This is a genomic window from Chondromyces apiculatus DSM 436 (genome assembly GCF_000601485.1).
GTDB lineage: Bacteria > Myxococcota_A > Polyangia > Polyangiales > Polyangiaceae > Chondromyces > Chondromyces apiculatus.
In genome coordinates this window covers 105,423-125,091 of the sequence record NZ_ASRX01000008.1, presented here as the reverse complement: position 1 = coordinate 125,091, position 19,669 = coordinate 105,423, and the positions used below count along the sequence as shown (strand labels likewise).

The 19,669-nt window shown below is 71.2% G+C and carries 19 protein-coding genes; 8 read left to right on the top strand and 11 right to left on the bottom strand.

The genetic code is table 11. The features are described 5' to 3' along the window. Position 1: 1 nt before the first annotated feature. Positions 2-421 (bottom strand): hypothetical protein, encoded by a 420-nt coding sequence (locus CAP_RS06260; protein ID WP_052374297.1) that lies wholly within the window; start codon positions 419-421, stop codon positions 2-4. Between the two features lie 322 nt (positions 422-743). On the opposite strand from CAP_RS06260, the gene CAP_RS43830 reads away from it, so the two are divergent. Further along, on the top strand, positions 744-2,210 hold the full coding sequence (locus CAP_RS43830; RefSeq protein ID WP_197041031.1) for a hypothetical protein: 1,467 nt from the start codon (positions 744-746) through the stop codon (positions 2,208-2,210). Positions 2,211-2,228: 18 nt separating this feature from the next. Here CAP_RS43830 and CAP_RS06245 read toward each other — a convergent pair whose 3' ends face one another. Together CAP_RS06245 and CAP_RS06240 are read right to left on the bottom strand one after the other, a co-directional pair. After that, complete coding sequence (locus CAP_RS06245; RefSeq protein WP_052374292.1) at positions 2,229-3,191, bottom strand: hypothetical protein; 963 nt, start codon at positions 3,189-3,191, stop codon at positions 2,229-2,231. 223 nt (positions 3,192-3,414) lie between these two features. Next, positions 3,415-5,097: a metallophosphoesterase gene (locus tag CAP_RS06240; protein WP_156040536.1), complete on the bottom strand. Its 1,683-nt coding sequence runs from the start codon at positions 5,095-5,097 to the stop codon at positions 3,415-3,417. A 248-nt stretch (positions 5,098-5,345) separates the two neighbouring features. On the opposite strand from CAP_RS06240, the gene CAP_RS06235 reads away from it, so the two are divergent. Next, a complete protein-coding gene (locus tag CAP_RS06235) occupies positions 5,346-5,738 on the top strand; it encodes a hypothetical protein (RefSeq protein ID WP_044237232.1) in 393 nt (130 codons plus the stop codon). 94 nt (positions 5,739-5,832) lie between these two features. Here the strand turns inward: CAP_RS06235 and CAP_RS06230 are convergent, their stop codons facing one another. Both CAP_RS06230 and CAP_RS06225 read right to left on the bottom strand, forming a co-directional pair. Continuing rightward, positions 5,833-6,255: a hypothetical protein gene (locus CAP_RS06230; protein WP_231511161.1), complete on the bottom strand. Its 423-nt coding sequence runs from the start codon at positions 6,253-6,255 to the stop codon at positions 5,833-5,835. 504 nt (positions 6,256-6,759) lie between these two features. After that, entirely contained in the window at positions 6,760-7,740 is a 981-nt protein-coding gene (locus CAP_RS06225; protein ID WP_044237229.1) for a dioxygenase family protein, read from the bottom strand. 549 nt (positions 7,741-8,289) lie between these two features. On the opposite strand from CAP_RS06225, the gene CAP_RS06220 reads away from it, so the two are divergent. Both CAP_RS06220 and CAP_RS06215 read left to right on the top strand, forming a co-directional pair. Then, a complete protein-coding gene (locus tag CAP_RS06220) occupies positions 8,290-9,351 on the top strand; it encodes a M35 family metalloendopeptidase (protein ID WP_231511159.1) in 1,062 nt (353 codons plus the stop codon). Positions 9,352-9,497: 146 nt separating this feature from the next. After that, a complete protein-coding gene (locus tag CAP_RS06215) occupies positions 9,498-10,148 on the top strand; it encodes a protease (protein WP_156040535.1) in 651 nt (216 codons plus the stop codon). A gap of 122 nt (positions 10,149-10,270) precedes the next feature. Here CAP_RS06215 and CAP_RS06210 read toward each other — a convergent pair whose 3' ends face one another. Then, positions 10,271-10,849, bottom strand: a complete 579-nt coding sequence (locus CAP_RS06210) for an HdeD family acid-resistance protein (RefSeq protein WP_052374287.1) — start codon at positions 10,847-10,849, stop codon at positions 10,271-10,273. Between the two features lie 158 nt (positions 10,850-11,007). Continuing rightward, complete coding sequence (locus CAP_RS06205) at positions 11,008-12,138, bottom strand: hypothetical protein (RefSeq protein ID WP_044237223.1); 1,131 nt, start codon at positions 12,136-12,138, stop codon at positions 11,008-11,010. Positions 12,139-12,200: 62 nt separating this feature from the next. Between CAP_RS06205 and CAP_RS06200 the strand changes: the two genes are divergently transcribed. After that, positions 12,201-12,524, top strand: a complete 324-nt coding sequence (locus tag CAP_RS06200; RefSeq protein WP_156040534.1) for a hypothetical protein — start codon at positions 12,201-12,203, stop codon at positions 12,522-12,524. Positions 12,525-12,701: 177 nt separating this feature from the next. Here the strand turns inward: CAP_RS06200 and CAP_RS06195 are convergent, their stop codons facing one another. After that, a complete protein-coding gene (locus CAP_RS06195) occupies positions 12,702-14,180 on the bottom strand; it encodes a sensor histidine kinase (protein WP_044237217.1) in 1,479 nt (492 codons plus the stop codon). Beyond that, positions 14,177-14,893 carry a response regulator transcription factor gene (locus tag CAP_RS06190; protein WP_044237214.1) on the bottom strand — a complete coding sequence of 239 codons (717 nt, stop codon included), beginning with the start codon at positions 14,891-14,893 and terminating at the stop codon, positions 14,177-14,179. Before CAP_RS06190 ends, CAP_RS06195 begins: the two co-directional genes overlap by 4 nt. A gap of 154 nt (positions 14,894-15,047) precedes the next feature. Between CAP_RS06190 and CAP_RS52000 the strand changes: the two genes are divergently transcribed. The 3 genes from CAP_RS52000 (at position 15,048) to CAP_RS06175 (ending at position 16,727) form a co-directional block, all read left to right on the top strand. Further along, entirely contained in the window at positions 15,048-15,251 is a 204-nt protein-coding gene (locus tag CAP_RS52000) for a lysozyme inhibitor LprI family protein (protein WP_197041030.1), read from the top strand. Positions 15,252-15,684: 433 nt separating this feature from the next. Further along, positions 15,685-16,086 carry an RNA recognition motif domain-containing protein gene (locus CAP_RS06180; protein ID WP_044237208.1) on the top strand — a complete coding sequence of 134 codons (402 nt, stop codon included), beginning with the start codon at positions 15,685-15,687 and terminating at the stop codon, positions 16,084-16,086. A 278-nt stretch (positions 16,087-16,364) separates the two neighbouring features. Further along, complete coding sequence (locus CAP_RS06175) at positions 16,365-16,727, top strand: hypothetical protein (RefSeq protein WP_044237205.1); 363 nt, start codon at positions 16,365-16,367, stop codon at positions 16,725-16,727. 23 nt (positions 16,728-16,750) lie between these two features. Here CAP_RS06175 and CAP_RS43825 read toward each other — a convergent pair whose 3' ends face one another. Together CAP_RS43825 and CAP_RS06165 are read right to left on the bottom strand one after the other, a co-directional pair. Further along, a complete protein-coding gene (locus CAP_RS43825) occupies positions 16,751-17,386 on the bottom strand; it encodes a hypothetical protein (protein ID WP_052374285.1) in 636 nt (211 codons plus the stop codon). Continuing rightward, positions 17,383-19,656 (bottom strand): hypothetical protein, encoded by a 2,274-nt coding sequence (locus CAP_RS06165; protein WP_044237202.1) that lies wholly within the window; start codon positions 19,654-19,656, stop codon positions 17,383-17,385. Before CAP_RS06165 ends, CAP_RS43825 begins: the two co-directional genes overlap by 4 nt. Between the last annotated feature and the right edge of the window lie 13 nt (positions 19,657-19,669).

The following is a 19,669-nucleotide window of genomic DNA, read 5'->3' as shown; positions in this document are numbered from 1 at the left end:
GTCAGCGCGGGGGGCGGGGAGGGATGGAGGGGCTCAGGAGCCAGGCCATCGCGGTCACCTCGTCGAGGTGGACCTGCACGTGCTCGTAGCCTCCATGGTTGAGGATGCGGGTGAACTGCAGGCGTCCGGCGTGCGTCTTGACCAGGATGGCGCAGCGGCGGAACCCTCGGTAGAGCTGCTGGGTGAACGGGGCGATGAACTGCTCGAACGCAGCATCGTTGCGGGGAGGGCCGAGGCGCACGTCGGCGAGCTGCACGTGGCGGGCGCGGTCGAGGGTCCCGAGGGCGCGCATCATCTCCTCCATGATGTCGCCGATCTCGGCGAAGGACGGATAGGGGAGGGCGGTGCGCGTCCTGCGGACGAGGCGGCGCTCGTCGTCGACGGCGATGACATTGTAGTCGCTCCGGTAGATCTCGCGCACGGCCGAGAGGTTACACCAGTCGCGCGCGCTGTTGGTCTGGAGGGGACTCTCGGGTAGGGCGTGCGGCGTGCGGCGTGCGGCGTGCGGCGTGACCAGAGGAGCAGCTCATGAACGGTACGGTTCGGCGGATCCTGCGCGGCGGCGGATCCAGGGTGCATCGCGGGGCGCAGCGCGGGGGGGGGAGCGCGTGAGGCGTGGGGCCCTGCGGAGTGCGTGACGCATGGCGCGCGCTGCGCTACCAGCGCTCGCCATGCCTCTGCGGATGCGATCCTGGGTGTCTCCGGCACGGTCGTCGCTGGGGGGGGCGGGCCCGTGTGCGGCGATGTTGTTCGCGGGGCTGCTGCTCGGGGCTGCGGCGTGCGCGCCGACGCCTTCCACGTTCCCGGTCTACCCGGCGGCCCCCGGGGCTACGGGGCCGTGGCAGGCGGGGGGAGCGCCTTCCACGTTCCCGGTCTACCCGGCGGCCCCCGGGGCTACGGGGCCGTGGCAGGCCGGAGGTGTGCCCTACGGGGCGCCTGGTATGGGGGGGGCGCCCGCTGCCGCGCCCGGGACCGGTCCGCAGCAACCGCGGGTGCGCGAGAAGGTCGCGGTCCTACCCCTCGACGAGCCGCGCCTGTTCCGTGCCGAGCGCGCGGAGCTGCGGCACATCCTGGCGTGGCGGCTGGCGACGGCGGCGCCCGAGATGGAGGTGCTGCCCCTCGCCGAGGTCGACGCGAAGCTCCGCCCGGTCTCGGCGACCACGGGGGCGCGCTGCGCGTTCCAGGATGCGCCGATCGCGCGGCGCGTGGCGTGGCAGGGGTGGCTGACCACGGAGCTGATCCACGTCTCCGGGACCCATGACGATCCCGAGGCGCTGTGGGTGCAGCTCACGGAGAGGGATGAGCGCCCGAGGGTCACCTGGGTGGCGCCGTGGAACGCGAAGCTCGCGCTCGCCGACCGCTACCGGGCCTCGTTTGCAGCGCTCGCGCGGCAGCCCGAGGGGAGCTTCGGGCTGCTCGGGATGCTCATGGGGAGGGGCGACGACCACGGGGCGCTACGCGAGGGCACCGTCACCCTGTGCGAGGAGAAGCTGTACGGGGCGTGCGAGCCCCACTCGACGGCGTGGAAGGACCGGGGCGCGGAGCTGCCGGCGTGCTTCGCAGGCGCGGACGAGGTGGAGACCGAGGTGCTGGTCTCTGGGGACGCGCCGACGCCCCGCTGCGAGATCGCGGGGCTCGATGCGTGGAACGGGCTGGATGGACGGGGCGGGCAAGAGGAAGCGTGCCTCTGCCGCGCGCTCACGGCGTCGTCCGCGATGCGCATCAAGGCAGGGCGCCGGACGCTGAAGATCCGCTTCGAGGCGGCGGACCTCGCGGGCAAGCCGCGCCCCGAGCTGCGCGTGGTCGAGGTGAGCGGCAGCCTCCGCGGCGAGGCGGACTGGCGCTCGGTGCGCGTCGAGGGCGAAGGCAAAGCGAAGTACCGCTCCGTGCGGCGCCTCGCGGTCGATCACCTCGACGCGCTCGCTGCGCCGCTTGCGCGCTGCGCGGTGCCCGCCGGGAGCGTGGCGGTGGCCGAGGTGGAGGTGCGCGAGGACGGGACGGTGGGCGGGGCGCGCCTCTTGACGGCCCTGCCGAAGAAGCAGGACGCCGCGTGCGTGGAGGCGGCGCTCCAGCGCGGCAGCTTCACCTGCACGGGCGACGGCAAGGCGGCGCAGGTGAGGGTGGCCATCACCTGGCCAGGCGCGGCGGGGAATGCAGGCGCGGCGGGGAACGCAGGCGCGGCGGGAGATCCGCTGGGCACGAGGTACTGAGCCCCGCGGGCGGGGGAGTCAGCGGATCGCGACGGAGGTCGGGGTCTCGGGGACCTCGGGCTTCGGCCACCACTTCAGCTTACCGACGCCTTCCTGGGTGCGGTAGCGCGTGCTGAGGAGCGGGCCTTCGTCGCTGAGGAGCGGCGCCAGCTCGGGGTCGGTGAGGGCGTCGGCGACCTGCATGGGCTTGCCGTCGAGGAGCATCTGCGCGCTGATCAGGCGGATGCCGTGGCTGTAGTCGGAGTACCAGTCGCCGTGCAGGGTGCTGAGCGGCTGGATGGGGTGGCTGTCCTGCTCGTGCCAGCCGTAGATGGCGACGCGGTGAGGGCGCTGGGAGAGCTTGTTGGAGAGCACGACGTCCTTCTTGTGGCCGGCGAGGAGCTGGTCGCGGGGGACTGCGCCGAGCTGCTCCTCGATGAGGCGGTCGTGGTGCGCGAACTCGTCCGGGTGGACCATGCGGGCGCTGGGCGCGAGGGGGCGGGGGGTGAGCCTCGTCGCGGCGTGGGCGTAGAGGGTGTCGACGATCTTCGCGGTCGGGAGCAGGAAGCCGAAGGTGTCGGCGATGATCTGCGCCGTCACGGGGCTCATGGGCATGCGGAGGTGATCCGCGTCGCTGCCGATGGCGAGGTAATCGGGCATGGCCCACAGGGTCACCGTGTGCGTCGCGCCGGACTGCGCGGTGGCCTGGAACTCGACGCGCGCCAGGTGGCGGAGGGCGTCGGGGAGGTTGCCGCGGCTGATCTCGCGCAGGATGGCGCGCTCGCGGCCCGCCTCGTCTTCCTCGGCGATGGTGCGCACGAAGAGGCTGCCCGTGAGGGGGCGCTGGGGGCTGGGCGGGATCTTCGAGACGTCGGGGGAGGGCTCGTCGAGGGCCGCGTCCGGGTGCTGCACGGAAGGCAGGATCGGCGCGACAGGAGAGCACGCCACCGTCGTGAGGGCGCAGGCGGCGAGGAGGCAGGAGGCGAGGGCAGTGGATCGCACAGGCTCGGCATCTCTCCGACGGGGGGAAGGCCGCAGCCTAGGGCAGGACCCTGGGCAGTCCAAGCCGCGAACGGCACGACGCGCGATCAAAAATGGGTGTTCATAAGAGTTTTGTTTGGCCTCGGTGTAACGATCTTTTGAGAGCACACCGATCCACGGGGCAGGTGATCCGTGGTGAACGCGTGGCTCGGACGAGCTGCGCCGTGGGGACGGGGGGCGGGGATCAGCGCAGGTCGTAGACGTGCGTGTAGTGGGGCGTGCAGTCGTTGCAGACGTCGAAGAGGCCGTTCAGGCTGGCGACGGGCTCGAAGCCGCTGCCGCGGTCGACCTGCAGGGCGCCGCTTCCGAGCTGATCGACGGCCATCACCCAGACGTACATCTGGTCGCCGAGGAAGCGGCTGACGAGGAACGTGCCGTGGTTGGCAGAGCCGCTGAGGAGCACCGGGATCGCCTTGCCGTCGGGGGTGGCCCGCCGGGTGACCTGGCCGACGGTGTCGTGCCAGTGGCCCGCGTAGACGGCGCTGACGGGGTACTGGTCGAGCAGCGCGGTGAAGGCCGCGGTGCTGCCGGCGGCGCCCCAGTCGTGGAGGTTGACGACGATCTTCTTGCCAGCGCTCGCGGCGGCGGCGAGGTCGCTCTGGAGCCAGCCGAGGGCGGAGTAGATGTCGATGTAGTCGCGGCGTGCGGCGCTGAAGTTCCAGCCGTTCCAGCTCCTCGTGTAGCCCGGGTGGTTGTTGAGCTGCACATAGTGGACGTTGCCGATGTCCCACGAGTATCCGAGGCTGCCCACGTGGTCGCGGCGGTTGCTGGGGAAGCTGTAGTAGGTGCCGCTCTCCACGTAGTCGAACCGCGCCGGGTTGAGGGTGGAGACCTGCTCCTTGAGGTACCAGACCATGGAGGTGGCGCAGCCGTTCTCGGAGCAATCGCCGACGTTGTTCGCGTAGTCGTGGTTGCCGAGGCCGAGGTAGACGTTGGAGCGGAGGCCGTGCTCGTAGATGCGGATGTAGTCGTCGAGATCGGGGCCCTGGTTGCCGAACTCGGTGAGGTCGCCGTTGACGACGGTGCCGCCGTAGAGGGAGTCGCCGAGGTGGTCCTTGACGCTGTTGATGGCGCTGACGAGGCGCTCGTTGTAGAGGCGGCCGAGATCTTCCTGGGACCAGCCGGGGTAGCGGGCTTGCTCGGCGGCGCAGCGGGGGCTGCTGCTGCTGTCCTCGCAGTTCGTCCAGGAGAGCTGGGGGTCCGAGGCGAAGACCATGACGTAGTCGTCGACGGAGAAGTCAGACCACTGCACGCTGGAGATCTTGTCGTTGTAGAGGGCGCCGACGAAGGGCACGTCCTGGTAGTAGGTGCGGGCGATGCCGCCGAGGCCGCCGTGCTCGTAGGCGCGGACGCGCAGGCCCCTGGGGACGCGGAAGGAGGAGTAGGCGTCGTTCTGGAAGGCGCCGCCTCCCTCGCAGAAGGTGGTGCTGGAGCCGCCGTAGCTCGCGTCGGTGTAGGCGTGGAAGCAGGTGCGCACCGCTCCCTGGGTGGTGCGGATCGTGAAGTCGGCCCTCTTGCCGGGGTTGTAGGTGCCGGCGACGAGGAGGTACTTGCCGGCGGCGAGGGAGAGGGTGATGCGGCTGTTGAGGTTGCCGCCGCTGTCGTCGTCGGCGGCGAGCTGGGTGGAGCCGTCCTGGTTGAGGAGGTAGAGGTACGGGTCGGCCGAGGACTCGAGGTCGATCTGGAGGGTCTGGGGCTGCGCGAGATCGAGCCGGAAGCGGGGGTTCCGGTGGTCGCTCGCGCTGCGTCCGGCGGAGTCGAGCCAGGCGCTCTTCTTCTGGTCTGCCCGGGCGTCGCTCGCGGAGAGGACGAGGCCGAGGGCGATGGCGACAGCGACGGAGGTGGAGGCGCGAGAGGCAGAGGTCATGGAGTCGTGATCCTCGACGGGGGTGATCGCGGCGCTCATGCTCCCGCGCGCTCATGCAGCCGTGCATTCGCACGGGAAACCACCGCGGCCGCGGCGCACCCTTACGGTCAATCCGTGGACCGGGTCAACGGTGACGAGAGGGGGGTACGACAAGGGGAGATGGGCGCGCCACTCCTGGGACGCGCGGCCGGGATCGAGCACTTGCCAACACGGGCCTCGCGTACCAGAGGCGTCGGGAGGAGGACACCATGACCAAACCGCAAGCCGAGACGCCGCACAAGCACCCTGCCGAGTACGAGCAGGACCTGAACCCGGACGCGATGAAGGGCCAGAACATCGGCGCGGACTCGCCCGCCGACGACACGGTCTCTGCCTACGATCTCAAGGGAACCCACGTGGCGCTGCCGGAGTTCACCTCGGACGAACTGAGGGAGTTGCGGGTGATCATGCCGGGGAGGCGGCTCGAACGGAGCGCGACCTACATCGATCTGAACGACCGCGAGCGCGGGGAATTCAGCGGGGATTCGCACATGATGACCCAGGTCGGCGACCTGATCGTGGCGAAGAAGCACACGAACTACGAGCTGTGGAACCGGCTCCGCGGCCTGCAAGGGGCGAAGCGCACCGGCACCGAGGGGTGAGGGGGCCGCCGGGGCGGGACCTGGGTGTGCAGGGTAGGGGGCCCGCAGCCGTGCCTTCGGGGGGAGAGGGGGCGCTCTCGGGGGTGAGGACAGGTCAGGGGGCGACGCGCTGGGAGGCGACGATGGCCGTCGAGGGGACGTGGGGAGAGGCGGTCTTCTCCGCGGTGACCATGAGGTCGAAGGCGATGAGGGGGACGCTCGCCTGGGTGAGTTCGCCGGAGCGATCGTCGGCGTCGTAGCTGAGGGCGCCGACGCGCTGCCAGGTGCCGTCGCTCGGGCGGGTCCAGACGACGAAGGCCGTGCCGCTCTTTTCGAGGCGCTCGGGGGGCGGGAGGTGCTCGGCCTTGATGGTGAGGCGGGTAAAGGCAGTCTCCTCGTTCACGTCGGCGGCGACGTTCACGTCGGCACCCGTGGCCTGGCCGTTTCCCTGGAGGTCGTAGTGTAGCGTGCCGCCGCACCCGGAGAGCGCGCTGAAGGCGGCGAGGGCAAGGGTGATCAGAGTGGCGCGCGAGGTCATGGTCGTTCCGTTCATAAGCGTTCTGGCTCCTGCTCACGTGCTGGCCGGGGGCCCGCACAAGTGCGTGATGCGGGGTGAAGTTGCAGAACGTATGCCAGCAGGAATTCGCGGTGTTTCCCGGGTGAATGCGGCGCTTTGCGGGTGATCTGGCCTCAGGTCGAGGGCGGCATGCATCAGGGAGTGAGGTGTGGGGGCCTCACCCGGTGAGCTTCAGGTGCAGCGGTGCGAAGCGTGAGCGCCCTCCGGCCGACCACCCCCGTCCTCCCCGTCTCGCGATCCCCGATCTCCTCGGCCCTTTCCCCCGCAGCCAGGGCCGCCATCCCCCCTCGCCAGCCTCTCCGGGCCTGCGTCGGCCTGGAACAACGCCGGTCGGTCGCCCACCGGCGCTGTCCCGGGCCGGAACAAGACCGGTCGGCCTCGGACGGACCCCTGCCCTGAAGAGGACTCCAAGGTCCTCCCGAGGGTCGCTACCCCTGCGCGGGTGGATTCAGCCCCCGGGTGGATTCAGCCCCCGGGAGGAGGCGGAGGATCCCCGCCCCCAGGCCCACCGCCCCCGGGCTGCTGCGCCCCCTGGAGCTGGCAGAGCGCCTCGCCGGTCGACGTCCGCAGCACCAGCGTCTTCCACGCGAGCATCGCCCCGTCGGGCATCTGCTCCACCTGGAAGCTGTAGTCCGGCGCGTCCTCCGCGTTGATCACGTTGTCCGTCGCGTTCGTCGTGTCCCGCTCGCCGCGGTCGCTGTAGACCGGCTGCGTGTTGACGATCTCGTCGCACAGCGCATCGTCGAAGAAGAGCTGCGACGTCACGTACTCCACGCCGTTGATCCGCACCGTGAAGTGGATGTGGATCGTCCGGCTGCTGTACCAGCCCGGGAAGCAGGTGTCGAAGTCCACCCGCCCGTCCGCGTCCGTGGTCTGCACCCCGCGGAACCACCGGCTCGCCAGCGCCTCCGGGTCGTTCGCGTTGCAGAACGCGATCGAGTCGTCACCCGAGTAGATCCCCTCCGGTGAGCAGTGCCAGATGTCGAGCGCCGCGCCCTCGACGGGGTTGCAGTCCTCGTCCACCAGCAGGAACGCGAGCCGCACCGGCAGCCCCAGCACCCCTTCGCTGATGTCCTTCCGCTCGATCGTCTCCGCGTAGCAGGGCCCGAGCGTCGCCGCGCAGGTGAGCACGCAGCTCGTCCCGGCGCCATTCTCGAAGGGATCAGGATAATCGCCGGTCATCACCGCCGTCCCCCCGGTCGCCCAGGTCCCCGGATCGACGCTGGTCCCCCCGCCTTCACCGCCGCTCCCGCCCGCACCACCACCACCACCCGCGCCGCCGCTCCCGCCCGCGCCGCCCTCACCCCCTGCCCCATCGCCGCTCTCCCCCGAACAGGCCACGAGGTGCGTGAGCGGCACGGCGGCCATGGCCATGCCGAACGCCTGCACGAGCTTGCGGCGGCTCAGCCCGTTGTCTTCCTTCTTGTTCTTCGGGTCGTGGCTCATCGTCGTTCCTCCCACAGGCGCGGGGAAAGCCCCCGTCCGGCCGGTGTTTCGTGCCTCGACTCCTGTTGTAGGAAGCAGATCTTAAGAACCTCTTACGCCCCCTGCCGTGGAGCGCGCCGGCCCGATGCTCCCGCCCGAGTTCCTCCGGGGCCCACGCGCATGCATCCCGGCGTACGCGCGAGCAACGCGCGAGCAACGCGCGAGCAACGCGCGAGCAACGCCCGATGAACCCCCGCGCGAACTTTCGCCCGAGGACCATCACCATTCCACCGACGGCAGCAACGTGTGTGGGCGCCGCACGTCAGGGCGCCTCACCACGCGCAGCGCCCCCCGTGAAGCGCCCCTCTCTTCATCAATCGACACATCAGCAACTGCAGAAATCAGGGTATCGTCGCCGGCCGTGGGAGTACCGCGCTGACCGCCTGGATGCACACGCCCCGCGAACGCTCGGCGGACGACGCTCCCGGACACACAGCGCAACGAAGGAGATCGAGGCTCATGGACAAGGCTCTTCGTGGTCGTTTCATCGGGTTGCTGGGCGGAGTCGTCATGATGTCGCTCCTGGGCGGATGCGTCGCGCCCGGAGACGAAGAGGATCTCGACGAGGACGGCGACGTCGCCGCCTCCGAGCTGCAGATCACCCTCTCGGGCGGCGAGGCGGTGCTCACGGCCGACGACGAGGTGACCATCGACGTCACCTTCACCAACACCTCCTCCGCGCCCGTGCGCCTCCTCAAGTGGTATCTCGGCGGCGACAAGATCCAGGAGCGCCTCTTCGAGGTGACCCGCGACGGAGAGCCCGTCGCGTACGTCGGCCCCATGGTCAAGCGCGGCGTCCCCGGCGACGCCGACTACCTCTCCCTCGAACCCGGTGAGAGCCTCACCCGCACCGTGCTCCTCTCGGAGGACTACGACCTCACCGAGGACGGCGACTACGAGGTCCGCTACGACGTCGGCGCCCTGCACGAGGGCGCGGTCCTCTACACCAACGTCGGGCAGCTCCGCTCGAAGAGCATGACCATGTTCCTCGAGGGCCGCTGGAACGAGCGCATCCTCCCCGAGGAGACCCTGGGCAAGGCCGCCGGCCAGTCCAACGCCCTCGGCTACAGCGGCGCCTGCACCACCTCCGAGCAGTCGACCATCGCCTCCGCCGTCGCCGCCGCGCAGAGCTACGCCAACGAGTCGTACAACTACCTGAACACCACCACCCCCAGCGCCACGAACCGTTACAAAACCTGGTTCGGTGCCTACACGAGCAGCCGCTGGACCACCGCGAAGACGCACTTCAACGCCATCAAGAACGCCTTCGCCAACCAGAACGTCGTCGTGGATTGTAGCTGCAACGACAGCTACTTCGCGTACGTGTACCCGACCGCGCCCTACAAGATCTACGTGTGCAACGCCTTCTGGAGCGCCCCGCTCACGGGCACCGACTCCAAGGCCGGCACCCTCGTCCACGAGATGAGCCACTTCAACGCCGTCGCCGGCACCGACGACCACGCCTACGGCCATACCGCGGCCAAGAAGCTCGCCACGAACACCCCGACCAAGGCCCTGGACAACGCCGACAACCACGAGTACTTCGCCGAGAACACGCCTGCTCTTCCCTGACAGAATGCACACAGCGCACGCAGCGCACGCAGCGCACGTAGCGCACGCACGGCCGAGCCTTTGAAAGCAGAGACGGGAGCACGCGCTGCTCCCGTCTTTGCTTTGTGGCGCCCGAAGTCGCACCATCCGTGCGAGAGGATCTCGTCATGACACCTAGAACCGTTGCCTGGCTCATCCCCTGCTGCGTGGCCCTCGGCGCCCTCGGCTGTGGCGCCCCTGCGGAGCCCCCCGCGGAGACCGGAGCCCCCTCCGCGCCTGCCGCGAGCGAGCCGCCCCCGGCCCCCGCCGGGAGCGAAGCCCCGCCCGCGACCGGTGGCGACACGCCAGCGCAGGGAACGACCGAGGGAGGCAAGCCCGTGGAAAAGCTCCAGTGCTCGATGACCGTCCCGGCCACTGCCCGCGCCGGCCAGCCCCTGGAGCTGCAGTTCAAGCTCCAGAACACCTCCACCGAGCCCCTCCACGTGCTCAACTGGAACACCCCGCTCGAGAGCCGCCCCATGAACGGCTATCTCGAGATCACCCGCGATGGCGCCGAGGTCCCCTACCAGGGACCCATGGCCAAGCGCGGCGACCCTTCCGCCTCGGCCTACGTCACCATCGCCCCTGGCGCTGCGGCCGAGGGCAAGCTCGACGTCGCCCTCGTCTACGACCTCAAGAAGCCCGGCCGCTACCGCATCGCCTTCCGCAACAAGCTCTTCGACGTCACCGCGAACAAGGCCGACGTCCCCCGCAAGCTGGACCAGTTCCAGGAGATGACCGTCTCCTGCGCGCCGGTCGAGACCACCCTCACGCCCTGACCCACCCGCCAGCCCAGCGTCCCCCGCGCCGTCGCGCGTCGCGTGTCGCGCGTCGCGCATCCATGCGGCCAGGGACATCATCTGCTCCGCGAGGCGACGGGCGTCAGTCCCTGCCCTGAGACTCAACCCATCTGAAGCCGCCGCAGGCCGCTCGAGAGCGCGACCATCGCCGCCCCGCCGATGATCATGTCCACCCCCACCACCACGCCCAGCGCCCAGAGCGCGTTCTCCGGAAAACCTGCCCACAGCAAGACGCCGAGCGCCAGCGTCACCACCCCATCCGCGAACAGCACCCCCCAGCGCGCCACCCCCCGCAGCGCCAGCGCACACCCCACCTTCAGCCCGCCCCCGATCACCAGGAACGACCCCAGCATCAGCGTCATCGTCAGCAGCGCCATCCCGGGGAACGCCGCCACCAGGACGCCCGCCAGCATGTACGCCCCTGCCGTGAGCGCCATCCAGCCGAAGTCGGGCGCGCTCTTGTCATCGAGCGCGTGCCTCAGCCGCACGCCCCCTCCTGCGAACAGCAGCGCCCCCACGAAGAAGGCCGTGACGAACGTGGCGGTGAACGGCATCAGGATCGCCACCCCCCCGAGCACCACCAAGAGCGCCCCCGCCCCGCTCATCAAGTCACTGGTGCGCTCCGGATCCCGCCACGAGGACGCCCGCACCTCGCCCTGACCGATCAGCCGCAGATCCATGGTACCCCCTCGCGTCCATCCGAGGGATCCCATCCGGACGGCCACCCCCCCACGAGGCGGCCCCCTCTCCCTCGAACGTCTCTCCGTGGGTTAGTGAGCCCGACCCACGCGACGTCAAGCCATCCGATGCTCGAAGCGCCGCGCCGCGTCTGGTCAACTCACTGCGGAGGCGGTGGCGGCGGCGGCGGCGGCGCGAACCCTTGCACGATGTAGACCCGATCGGTCGCAGCGCCCCACGTGAGGAACAGAAAATCCCCTGTCGCCGGCTCGAAGTACGCCCCCCAGGGCCGCGGGAACGTCGTGAAGAAGTCCTTCCGCGTATCGGGCAGCGGATCCCCCTGAGCGTCCACGTCGTAGGTCCCCACCGTGTTCGTGCTCCACTCCGCCACGATGAGCCCCGGCGCCGAGAAGCCGGGCGACCCCGCCGGGATGTACGCGAACCCCCCTGGCCCGTTCGGCAGCGTCACCTGCCGCGTCGCATTCGCCAGCGTGAACACCTCTCCGGCCGCGCTCATCGTCATCCGGTACCAGTCCCCGTTCGACCAGGTGATCGCGCGGGGCGCCCCTGCCGCGTCGAGCTCGGGCGGCACGAACCCGAACCCCGACACGCTCCCCCCCTGGGTGATCCCGATGGCATAGCCGCTCGTGGTCACCGCTGGCGCGCTCGCACCCGGCAAGAGCTGGCTGATCTGGTTCACCGGATACGCCGTGTAGAACAGCACGTCGTTCGGCCCGTACACCAGGTTCGCGTCCACGTACGGCGTCGTCGCCACCAGCGTCGCCGTCCCCGCGAAGCCCGTGATGTGCCCGCACGGCCCGCGCGTCACCCCGATGGAGTAGATCGCCCCGTCCGCCGTCTCCGACCCTGCCGCGATGAGCAGCGTGTTCGGGTCATCGTGCCGGATCACGCACCCCCCGAGCCGCGCTTGCGGCACCCCTGGCACCGGCCCGAGATCGTACGCCGTGTAGAGCCCCTCCACCCCCGGCGCCAGCACTGCCTCGGCCCCCACCGGCGTCGGCAGGGTGTCGAAGCAGCTCTCACCGCCTCCTTGCCCCCCGGTCCCCGGCTGAAGCCCCCCGCCGATCCCCGGCGAATCCCCTCCGCTGCCGGGCGCGCTCCCGCCCGCCCCGCCCACGCCCGGCGCGCCCGTGCTCGTGCTGCCGGAGGGCTCCTCGCTCGGATCGTCACCCGAGCACGCAGGCGCCACCAGAACCCCCGCGCAGAGCGCGGCCACACCGAGCACGCCAGCGAGGTACGCGGCATGCGTGTCACGGACGGAGGGCAACATCACGCCATGGTTGCAGGTTGGCCCCCTTCCTTCCAGCCCATGTGCGCCTCACACTCCCGCGCATGGCCAAGCTCTCCGTCCTCACCCGAGGCCCCTCCAACCCGCTCCCCGAGCGCGCTCCCACCTTCCTTCCGCGCCTTCCCCCCCTCGTACGCCGCGGCGCGGCAGCCCTCACCACCATGGCCCTCCTCGGCTGCGGCAGCGGCACCCCCGACGCCGGTTCCCCCGACGCTGTCCCCGAGATCAAGTCCCCCGTCCCCGGCAACACCGCGGCCCCCACGCCCGAGCCTGGCCCTGGCGACCTCGTTCCTCCGCAGGCCCCCTCCCAGGTCCCACCCCAGCCCGATCTCCCCCCTGGCGAGCCCCCCGTCCCGCCCAGGCCCTGACCGGCCCCGGCAACGGCACTCATACACACGGCCGGGGACATTGTCCGTTTCCCGAGGCGACGGGCGTCAGGCCCGAAGCGGCAGAACGCTCTGGAGACCGCGGGTGGATCGCGGAGTGGGGGGGCCCGACGAGCTTTGCTCGGCGGGGGGCGGGGGCGCGAGCCCCTGCCGTGGGGATCAGGGTCCGCAGTACCCCTCGAGATCGACCTGGAGGCCGCCGTACTCGGAGGGCTGGAAGCGCAGGTCGAGGTCGTGCAGCGCTGCCACGCGGAAGGTGATGTGGAGGCCGAGGCCCTGGCCGTCGGGGGCGCGGGTGCGGGCCTCGTCGCCGCGGAAGCCGCGCTCGACGAGGCGGGAGAGATCGGCTTCGGGGATGCCGGGGCCGTCGTCGAGGACGCGCACCCGGAAGCGGCCTTCGTGGATCACCTCCAGGAGGACGGCGACGTGGCCGCCGGGGCGGTTGTGGCGGATGGCGTTGTAGACGATGTTGCTCACCGCCTGTTCGAGCAGGGTGACGTCGGCGTCGGTGACGACGGGGTGCTCGGGCACGGCGCTCTCGAGCGCGATGTCGCGCTGGCGGGCGATGGGGCGGTGGCGGCCCATCACCCGGTTGACGAGCGCGTTCAGGTCCACGGGGGCGCGGTGGAGCTGGGGCTCGCCGGCGTCGAGCTTGGTGGCGATGGCGAGGTTGTGCATGAGCGAGGCGAGGTAATGGGCCTCGTCCATCGCAGAGACGAGGACCGACATGTCGAAGGGGTCGTTCCGCGCGGCGCGCTCCTGGAGCGTGGAGAGGTGGGCCTGGAGCACGGTGAGGGGGATCATCACGTCGTGGGTGGTGTTGGCGAGGTAGTCGCGCAGGGCCTGCTCGCGGCGGTCCTTCTCGGCGAGCTGGGTGCGGACCTCCTGGCTGGCGGCGTCGAAGGCGCGGCCTAGCTCGGCGATCTCGTCGTCGCCGGGGGAGGTGACGCTGCCGGTGAAGCCCTGGGCGGCGGAGCGGCGCACGGCCTCGGTGAGCTTGCGGATGCGGCCGACGACGGGGCCGACGGCGAGGAGGACGGCGACGATGACGATGCCCACGGGGACGAGCCAGACGCGGCTCGCGGGGAGGATGGCGCCGAGCCAGCCGGGGCCGGTGGTGCCGCGGGCGAGGACGTAGGTGCAGGGGCCGGTGGTCCAGGGCATGCGGAGGAGGACCTGCACGGTGGGGCCGCGGATGGTGAAGGGCTCGGCGGCGACGTCGCGGGTGGCGATGGCCTCGACGAGGTCCTCGTCGAGGACCGGGGCACGGGGGTTCGCGGCGCGGAGGAGGGCGTCGTAGGCGAAGAGGACGGGGGGCTCGCCGGCACGGACGGGGCGTTCGCCGTCGGCCGGGGGAGGCGGCGGGGACGCCGGGCCGGAGGGGTGGTCGAACAAGGGCAGGTCGTGGGGAGGGGCGCTGCCGGTGCGGGGTGCCGGCAGCGGGGTGCCGCCCCAGGTGGCGGGCGTGGCTTCGCAGCGGTCGCGCGCGCCGCTCTCGAGCATGTGCTGGAAGGCGATGCGGGCGAGGGCTTGCTCCGCGGCGGCGTGGCGCATGCGGGCGTCGAGCGCGACGAGGGCGACGATGGTGGGGGCAGTGACGGCGAGGGTGGTGAGGGCGAGGCGGAGGCGGAGCCTCATGGTTCGTGCCCCGGTTTGCGCTTCGGGTCGCCGCTCGCGTTGCTGCCGGGATCGCGCCCGGCGGCGAGGCGGTAGCCGATGCCCCAGACCGTCTCGACGAGGGCGCCGCCGAGCTTCTTGCGGAGGCGGGAGACATGGACGTCGAGGGTGCGCTCGGTGCCGTCACGCTCGGGGTCGAGGACGTGCTCGACGAGCCAGGCGCGGGTGATGGCGACGCCGGGGCGGCGGGCGAGGGCGGTGAGGAAGTCGAACTCGACGCGGGTGAGCTCGATGGGCTTGCCGTCGAGGCGGACCTCACGGAGTTCGAGATCGATGCGGAGGGGGCCGACCTCGAGGAGATCCTGGCGCTGCAGGGTGGGGCGGCGGAGGCGGGCGCGGACGCGCTCGATGAGCTCCTCGGGCCAGAAGGGTTTGGTCATGTAGTCGTCGGCGCCGAGCTTGAGGGCGCGGACCTTGTCCGTGGTGTCGTTGCGGGCGCTGAGGACGAGCACGGGGACGTCGGAGGTGGCGCGGAGGTCCTTGAGGATGTCCATGCCGTAGGTGCCGGGGAGCATGAGGTCGAGGATGACCAGGGCGAGGCCCTGGAGGTCCTCGGGAGGGATGCGGCGGCCGGTGTTCCACCAGAGGGGCTCGTAGCCAGCCCGGCGGAGGCGCTCGACGATCTGGCCGCCGAGTTCGTGGTCGTCCTCGATGAGCAAGACACGCTCCGGCATGGGGTTTCTCCGGGGAGGAGTGTGCCGCAAGAGTCCTACGAAGATCTTAAGAAGCGCGGACCTGGGGCTGAGGGAAGCGGCCGACGTGCGGGAGGATGCACCCGGATCTGTCGCGCGATGCCACGCACCGGGCGATGAAGATGCTGGCCGGGAGGTGCGCGCGGTAGCCGCGGATGCCGAGGCGCGGCAGCTCGTCGACGCATCGCAGCGTGCGTGGATCGCCCGACGCGACGCCGAAGTGGCGTTCTACCGGCGTGCGTTGAAGGCGCAGAGTGGCGAGCAAGCCGTCGCTCGTGAGGCCACGGCGGCGCTCGCGCGGCGGCGTGTGGAGAACCTTCAGGAGCGACTGACGCCGTGATGCTTCCTCTCCACTGGATCGACACCGGAGCGAGCGTCCGGGGCGCGGCCTCCTGGTGGTGTTACGAGCGCTCGCCTGTCGTCAGCATCCGAGCGCTGCGGTGCGTCCACGCGACGAGGCGAGGTGGGCGGCATGGGCGAGGCACAAAGGTGCGGGGTCGGACAGAGAACGGTAGGGTAAGCTTGCGGGGGGAGCCCCGGTAGGGTAGAAAGTGGCGTCTCACGAACGTCACTCGGCCCTCGACACGACGCTTTCTATTCCTCCTGCCTTCGGGAGGAAGACCTTGGCTCGCTCGGATGTCTGGACGACGCACCGTGTACAAACGCAGATTGTCTGCGTGGAACGTCGGCCTTTCGAGCCACTGCGGCTTCATCGGATGGCAGGCTGCTGAGAGCGCATCAGGCGCAAGAAGAAGCTGCGAAAGCAACGTGTCATGGCAAATCGTCTTTACGTAGGAAACCTTTCGTACAACACCCGTCAGGAGACGCTCGAGGCCGCGTTCGCAGCCGTAGGCGAGGTTCGCGAGGTGGCGATGCCCACCGATCGTGAGACCGGCCAGCCGCGCGGGTTTGCGTTCGTGACCATGGGCTCTGCCCAGGATGCGACGACCGCGATCGAGCAGCTCAACGGGATGATGCTGGACGGCCGCTCGCTCCGGGTGAACGAGGCGCAAGAGCGTCCCCAGGGCGGCGGCGGCGGTGGTCGCGGCTTCGGCGGCGGTGGCGGTGGTGGCGGCGGTCGCGGCGGCTTCGGCGGCGGCGGCGGCGGCGGTGGTCGCGGCGGCTTCGGCGGCGGCGGTGGCCGTGGCGGTGGCCGTGGCGGCAGCGGTTACTGATCGCGACAGTCCTAGACATGCACGGCGCAGCGAGCTTCCGGGCTTCGCTGCGCCTTTCGTTCAACCTCGGCGCGGCGACGCGCGGAAGCGGGAGTCTGCATGCAAAGACAGGGCGCACTAAAGCGGCAGAAAGAGCGCGCACGCCAGGAAAAGCAGCGTGAGAAGGACGCGGCGCGGGTCGAGCGTCGCAAGAACAGTGGGTCGAAAGATGGGGAGGGTTCGGGCGAAGATCCGGACATCGCGGGCATCGTCCCGGGGCCCCAGCCTCCGGTCTTCGAGTGAGCGCCGGAGGGCCAGACGATACTGAGCCGGAGGCATCGTCGCCCCCCGAGGCGGAGACGATCGCTTCGGCGCGGGCAACCGAGCGGCGAAAGTTCATCGAGCAGCGCGCGATCGCGCTGGGCCAGTCGTGGGCGCAAGGATGGCGGCGGGACCTGCAGCAGCAGGGCCGTGCCGTCGCTGGCGGATGGCCAGGGACGCTGCGCGAGGCGCGGACGTACGTGGAGCGGGCGCTGGCGACAGAGCTGCGGGGCCGCAAGATGACCGCGATCTCCACTGCCGAGCGCGAGGCTGCGACCAAGGTGGCGTACGCGAGCGCGAGGAACGAATGGCGCAAGCACGTGGAGCCCGAGGGGCCGTGAGCCGCGCGGGGTGAGGGGGCTCGTCAGTCGACCACGATGGTCGGACCCGTCGCCCCTGGGAGCCACAGCGCGGAGATCACGAGGACGCCGTTCTCCTCGGGCGTGTAGCTCCTGAGCCCCGGGAATTCGGGGAGCGCGATCTGCAGGACGCGCCTGTCTCCGGGGCGCACCGGGAGGACCACGTGGACGCCCTCGTGCTTGCTGCCATCGGGGTCTCGTCGGGGCGGTGCGTCCGCGAGGGCGACGCCTTCGTCGGAGCCGCCGAGGACGCGTAGGCTCATGATGCCGTCGGGTGCGACGACGTGACAGGTGACCCGCAACCACTCGCGGAGGCGCGCCGCGCGGCAACTCCGGTGGAGGCGGGTGAGCGAGACCGCGGGGGCTTGCTCCCACGCCGTGGGCGTGGGGCGCTCGGAGGGGGCGCTGGCTGGCCAGTCCGTGAGCTGCAGGGACAGCGGGAGAGGTGCACCCGGCGTCGCGGTGGCGCTCGCCAGGGGCATTGCGGTGGCGCTCGCCAGGGGCATTGCGGTGGTGCTCGTCAGAGGCGGAGTGACCACGGGGTCTGCGGTGGCAGGACGGAGCGTTGCAAGCACGGCGAGGGTGGCGCCGGCGAGGGTCGTGAGGAGCAGTGGGCGGGGGAGCTTCTGGGCGGAGATCATAGGGTCTCAAGGAAGGCGACGAGCGCCTTCCGGTCCTCCGGGGAGAGCTGCCTGGTGTGGCCCATGCGGGTGCCGTTGTGGTCGATGAGATCGGCGAGGGTGGCCTCGCTGCCGTCGTGGAAGTAGGGCGGTGTGCCGCCCACGTAGCGGAGCGAGGGGGTCTTGAAGCGGTCGTGCTCGCGCTCGCGCTCGAAGGTGGAGGCGACGCGGAAGGCGCCCAGGCCGACCACCTGGCGGTGCGTGGTGTCCGTGGTCGGGACATGACACTCCGCGCAGCCGACGTCGGGGTTCTCGAAGACGGCGCGGCCGCGGGCCTCGTCGGCGTCGAGGGGGCGGTCGTGGCGTGGCGGAGGGACGAGGCCCTGGCGGAGGAAGGCGGCGAGGGCCTCGGCGCGCTCGACGCTGCCGGCGCCGTACGCCGCGAAGAAGTCGTCGTGCCAGCGGTGAATGCGGAAGCCGCTGACGACGCGGTGGCGCAGGCTGGGGCTGCGGCCTTTCCAGCCGTAAGGGCCAGGCGCGTCGACCCGCCCCGCCAGCATGGGGGTCTGCCGGGGGGCGCCGCGCATGGCGAAGTCGTGCGCCTTGTCGAAGCCGCGGATGTGCATGTCGTAGGCGTGGAGGTTCACGGCGGTCCACGGGGACTCGGCGGCGCTGTGCTCCACTTCCCGGTACTCCTCCTCGCGCCAGACGTGGCCGTCGTCGCGCCCCTCGGGGTGGCAGGCGTTGCAGGCGTAGGCGTTGCTCATGCTCTGGTCGAGGGCGTTGTAGAAGAGGCGGCGTCCCAGCGCGGCCTGCGCGGGCAGGGGATCGGGGCCGAGGGAGACGGTGGGGATGGGGGAGGGCTCGAAGGGGTGGGCGGGGTCGTGGGGGTCGAGCCGGACGATGGCGAGGTCGTGGCTCGATCGGCAGAAGACCCAGGCGGTGGCCTCGTCGGCGGAGAGGGCGATGCCGCTCGGAGCGCCGCAGCGGGTGGTGCCTGCGGGCGGTTCGGGCTCCGGGGGGCCGAGGAAATTGCCGATGATCTGGACGGCGAAGGTGGGGGTGAGGCCGAGGTCGTAGGTGCGCAGCGGCTTCGCCGAGGGGTCGATGGCGAGGGCGTCGAGCTCGACGAGGGCGTCGGTGCCCTCGCTGGCGACGAGGAGGGTGCGGGTCGCCTTGCGGTAGCGCGCTGCGCGCGGCTGGACGAAGGGGGGCTGCATCTGGGTGGGGCCCGGGCCGGTGATGGTGAGGTCCACGGGACGGCCGATGCTGAGCCAGCGCCGGGTGAAGGTCTCCGACTGCATCATGTACATGCGCCCTGCGGGCTCCGCGAGCGGGGTCTCGCCGTCGGTGAGGAGCACGTCGACGGTGGGCTGGCCGTTCCAGGCGCGCTTGCCGGTGGCGCCGAGGGCCTGGCGCGCGAGGTAGAGGCGATCGCCCTCGGGGGAGAGGACGGGCGCGTAGCCGAGGGTCGCGGCGTGGACGCGCGCTGGCGTGGTGCGGAGCGGGGCGGCGGGGAAGGGGACGAGGCGCGTGGTGGGGTGATCGGCGCGGAGATTGTCGAGGCGGGTGAGGGAGGCGTGGACGAGGTGGGTGACGTAGGCAGCGTCTCCGTCGGGCCGCACCACGACGCCGCGGGGCTCACGGGCGACGTCGACGCTCCAGCGAACCCGCAGGGCAGCCTGCGCGGCGGACAGGTCGGCGGGGAGGTCCACGGCAGTGACGCGGTGGGTCCAGGCAGAGGTGATGATCGCCAGGGTCTCGTCGGGTGTGACGGCGAGCCCCCAGGCATCGGCGGGTAGCTCGATCCGCGCCTGTTCGCGGAGGCCAGCGGCGCTGTCGGGCTGAAGGACGAGGAGCAGGCCAGGGCCGCGGAGGGGAGCGCCGGGGGACGCGGGGGCGGTGCCGCGGACGGTGACGAGGACGCGGCCGTGGAGGGCCAGCACGGAGGCCGGGGGACCAGGGAGGGGGAGGGCCGTGGGCGGCGTGGCAACGTCCACGGGGAGGGGAATGCGGCGGAGGACGTGGTGGTCTTCGTCGGCGAGGTAGAGGGCGTCCTCGTCGAGGGCGCGGGCGAGGGCGCCACCTTCGTGGAGAGGGGCGCGGCGTGGCGCGGCGGTGGTCGCGCTGGCGGCAGAGAGGGCCGCGGACGAGAGGGGAGGGACTGGAGAAGGTGGCAGGGGCGGGGAGGGGTCGTCGCGGCAAGCGGCGAGGAGGGCCGCCATGGCCAGCGGGAGGAGCCAGAGGCTCCCGGAACGAGGGGCGAGAGGAGGTCGTCGGCGAGCGATCATGGGGTGGTGGTCC

What these genes read in the sequence shown, in the direction of transcription:
- CAP_RS06200 (WP_156040534.1), top strand. Translation starts at nt 12,201, where the DNA reads ATGGCCAAGCTCTCCGTCCTCACCCGAGGCCCCTCCAACCCGCTCCCC.
- CAP_RS06210 (WP_052374287.1), bottom strand. Translation starts at nt 10,849, where the DNA reads ATGGATCTGCGGCTGATCGGTCAGGGCGAGGTGCGGGCGTCCTCGTGG.
- CAP_RS43825 (WP_052374285.1), bottom strand. Translation starts at nt 17,386, where the DNA reads ATGATCTCCGCCCAGAAGCTCCCCCGCCCACTGCTCCTCACGACCCTC.
- CAP_RS06205 (WP_044237223.1), bottom strand. Translation starts at nt 12,138, where the DNA reads ATGTTGCCCTCCGTCCGTGACACGCATGCCGCGTACCTCGCTGGCGTG.
- CAP_RS06180 (WP_044237208.1), top strand. Translation starts at nt 15,685, where the DNA reads ATGGCAAATCGTCTTTACGTAGGAAACCTTTCGTACAACACCCGTCAG.
- CAP_RS06225 (WP_044237229.1), bottom strand. Translation starts at nt 7,740, where the DNA reads ATGAGCCACGACCCGAAGAACAAGAAGGAAGACAACGGGCTGAGCCGC.
- CAP_RS06215 (WP_156040535.1), top strand. Translation starts at nt 9,498, where the DNA reads ATGACACCTAGAACCGTTGCCTGGCTCATCCCCTGCTGCGTGGCCCTC.
- CAP_RS06165 (WP_044237202.1), bottom strand. Translation starts at nt 19,656, where the DNA reads ATGATCGCTCGCCGACGACCTCCTCTCGCCCCTCGTTCCGGGAGCCTC.
- CAP_RS06230 (WP_231511161.1), bottom strand. Translation starts at nt 6,255, where the DNA reads ATGACCTCGCGCGCCACTCTGATCACCCTTGCCCTCGCCGCCTTCAGC.
- CAP_RS43830 (WP_197041031.1), top strand. Translation starts at nt 744, where the DNA reads ATGTTGTTCGCGGGGCTGCTGCTCGGGGCTGCGGCGTGCGCGCCGACG.
- CAP_RS06220 (WP_231511159.1), top strand. Translation starts at nt 8,290, where the DNA reads ATGATGTCGCTCCTGGGCGGATGCGTCGCGCCCGGAGACGAAGAGGAT.
- CAP_RS06195 (WP_044237217.1), bottom strand. Translation starts at nt 14,180, where the DNA reads ATGAGGCTCCGCCTCCGCCTCGCCCTCACCACCCTCGCCGTCACTGCC.
- CAP_RS06190 (WP_044237214.1), bottom strand. Translation starts at nt 14,893, where the DNA reads ATGCCGGAGCGTGTCTTGCTCATCGAGGACGACCACGAACTCGGCGGC.
- CAP_RS06235 (WP_044237232.1), top strand. Translation starts at nt 5,346, where the DNA reads ATGACCAAACCGCAAGCCGAGACGCCGCACAAGCACCCTGCCGAGTAC.
- CAP_RS06240 (WP_156040536.1), bottom strand. Translation starts at nt 5,097, where the DNA reads ATGACCTCTGCCTCTCGCGCCTCCACCTCCGTCGCTGTCGCCATCGCC.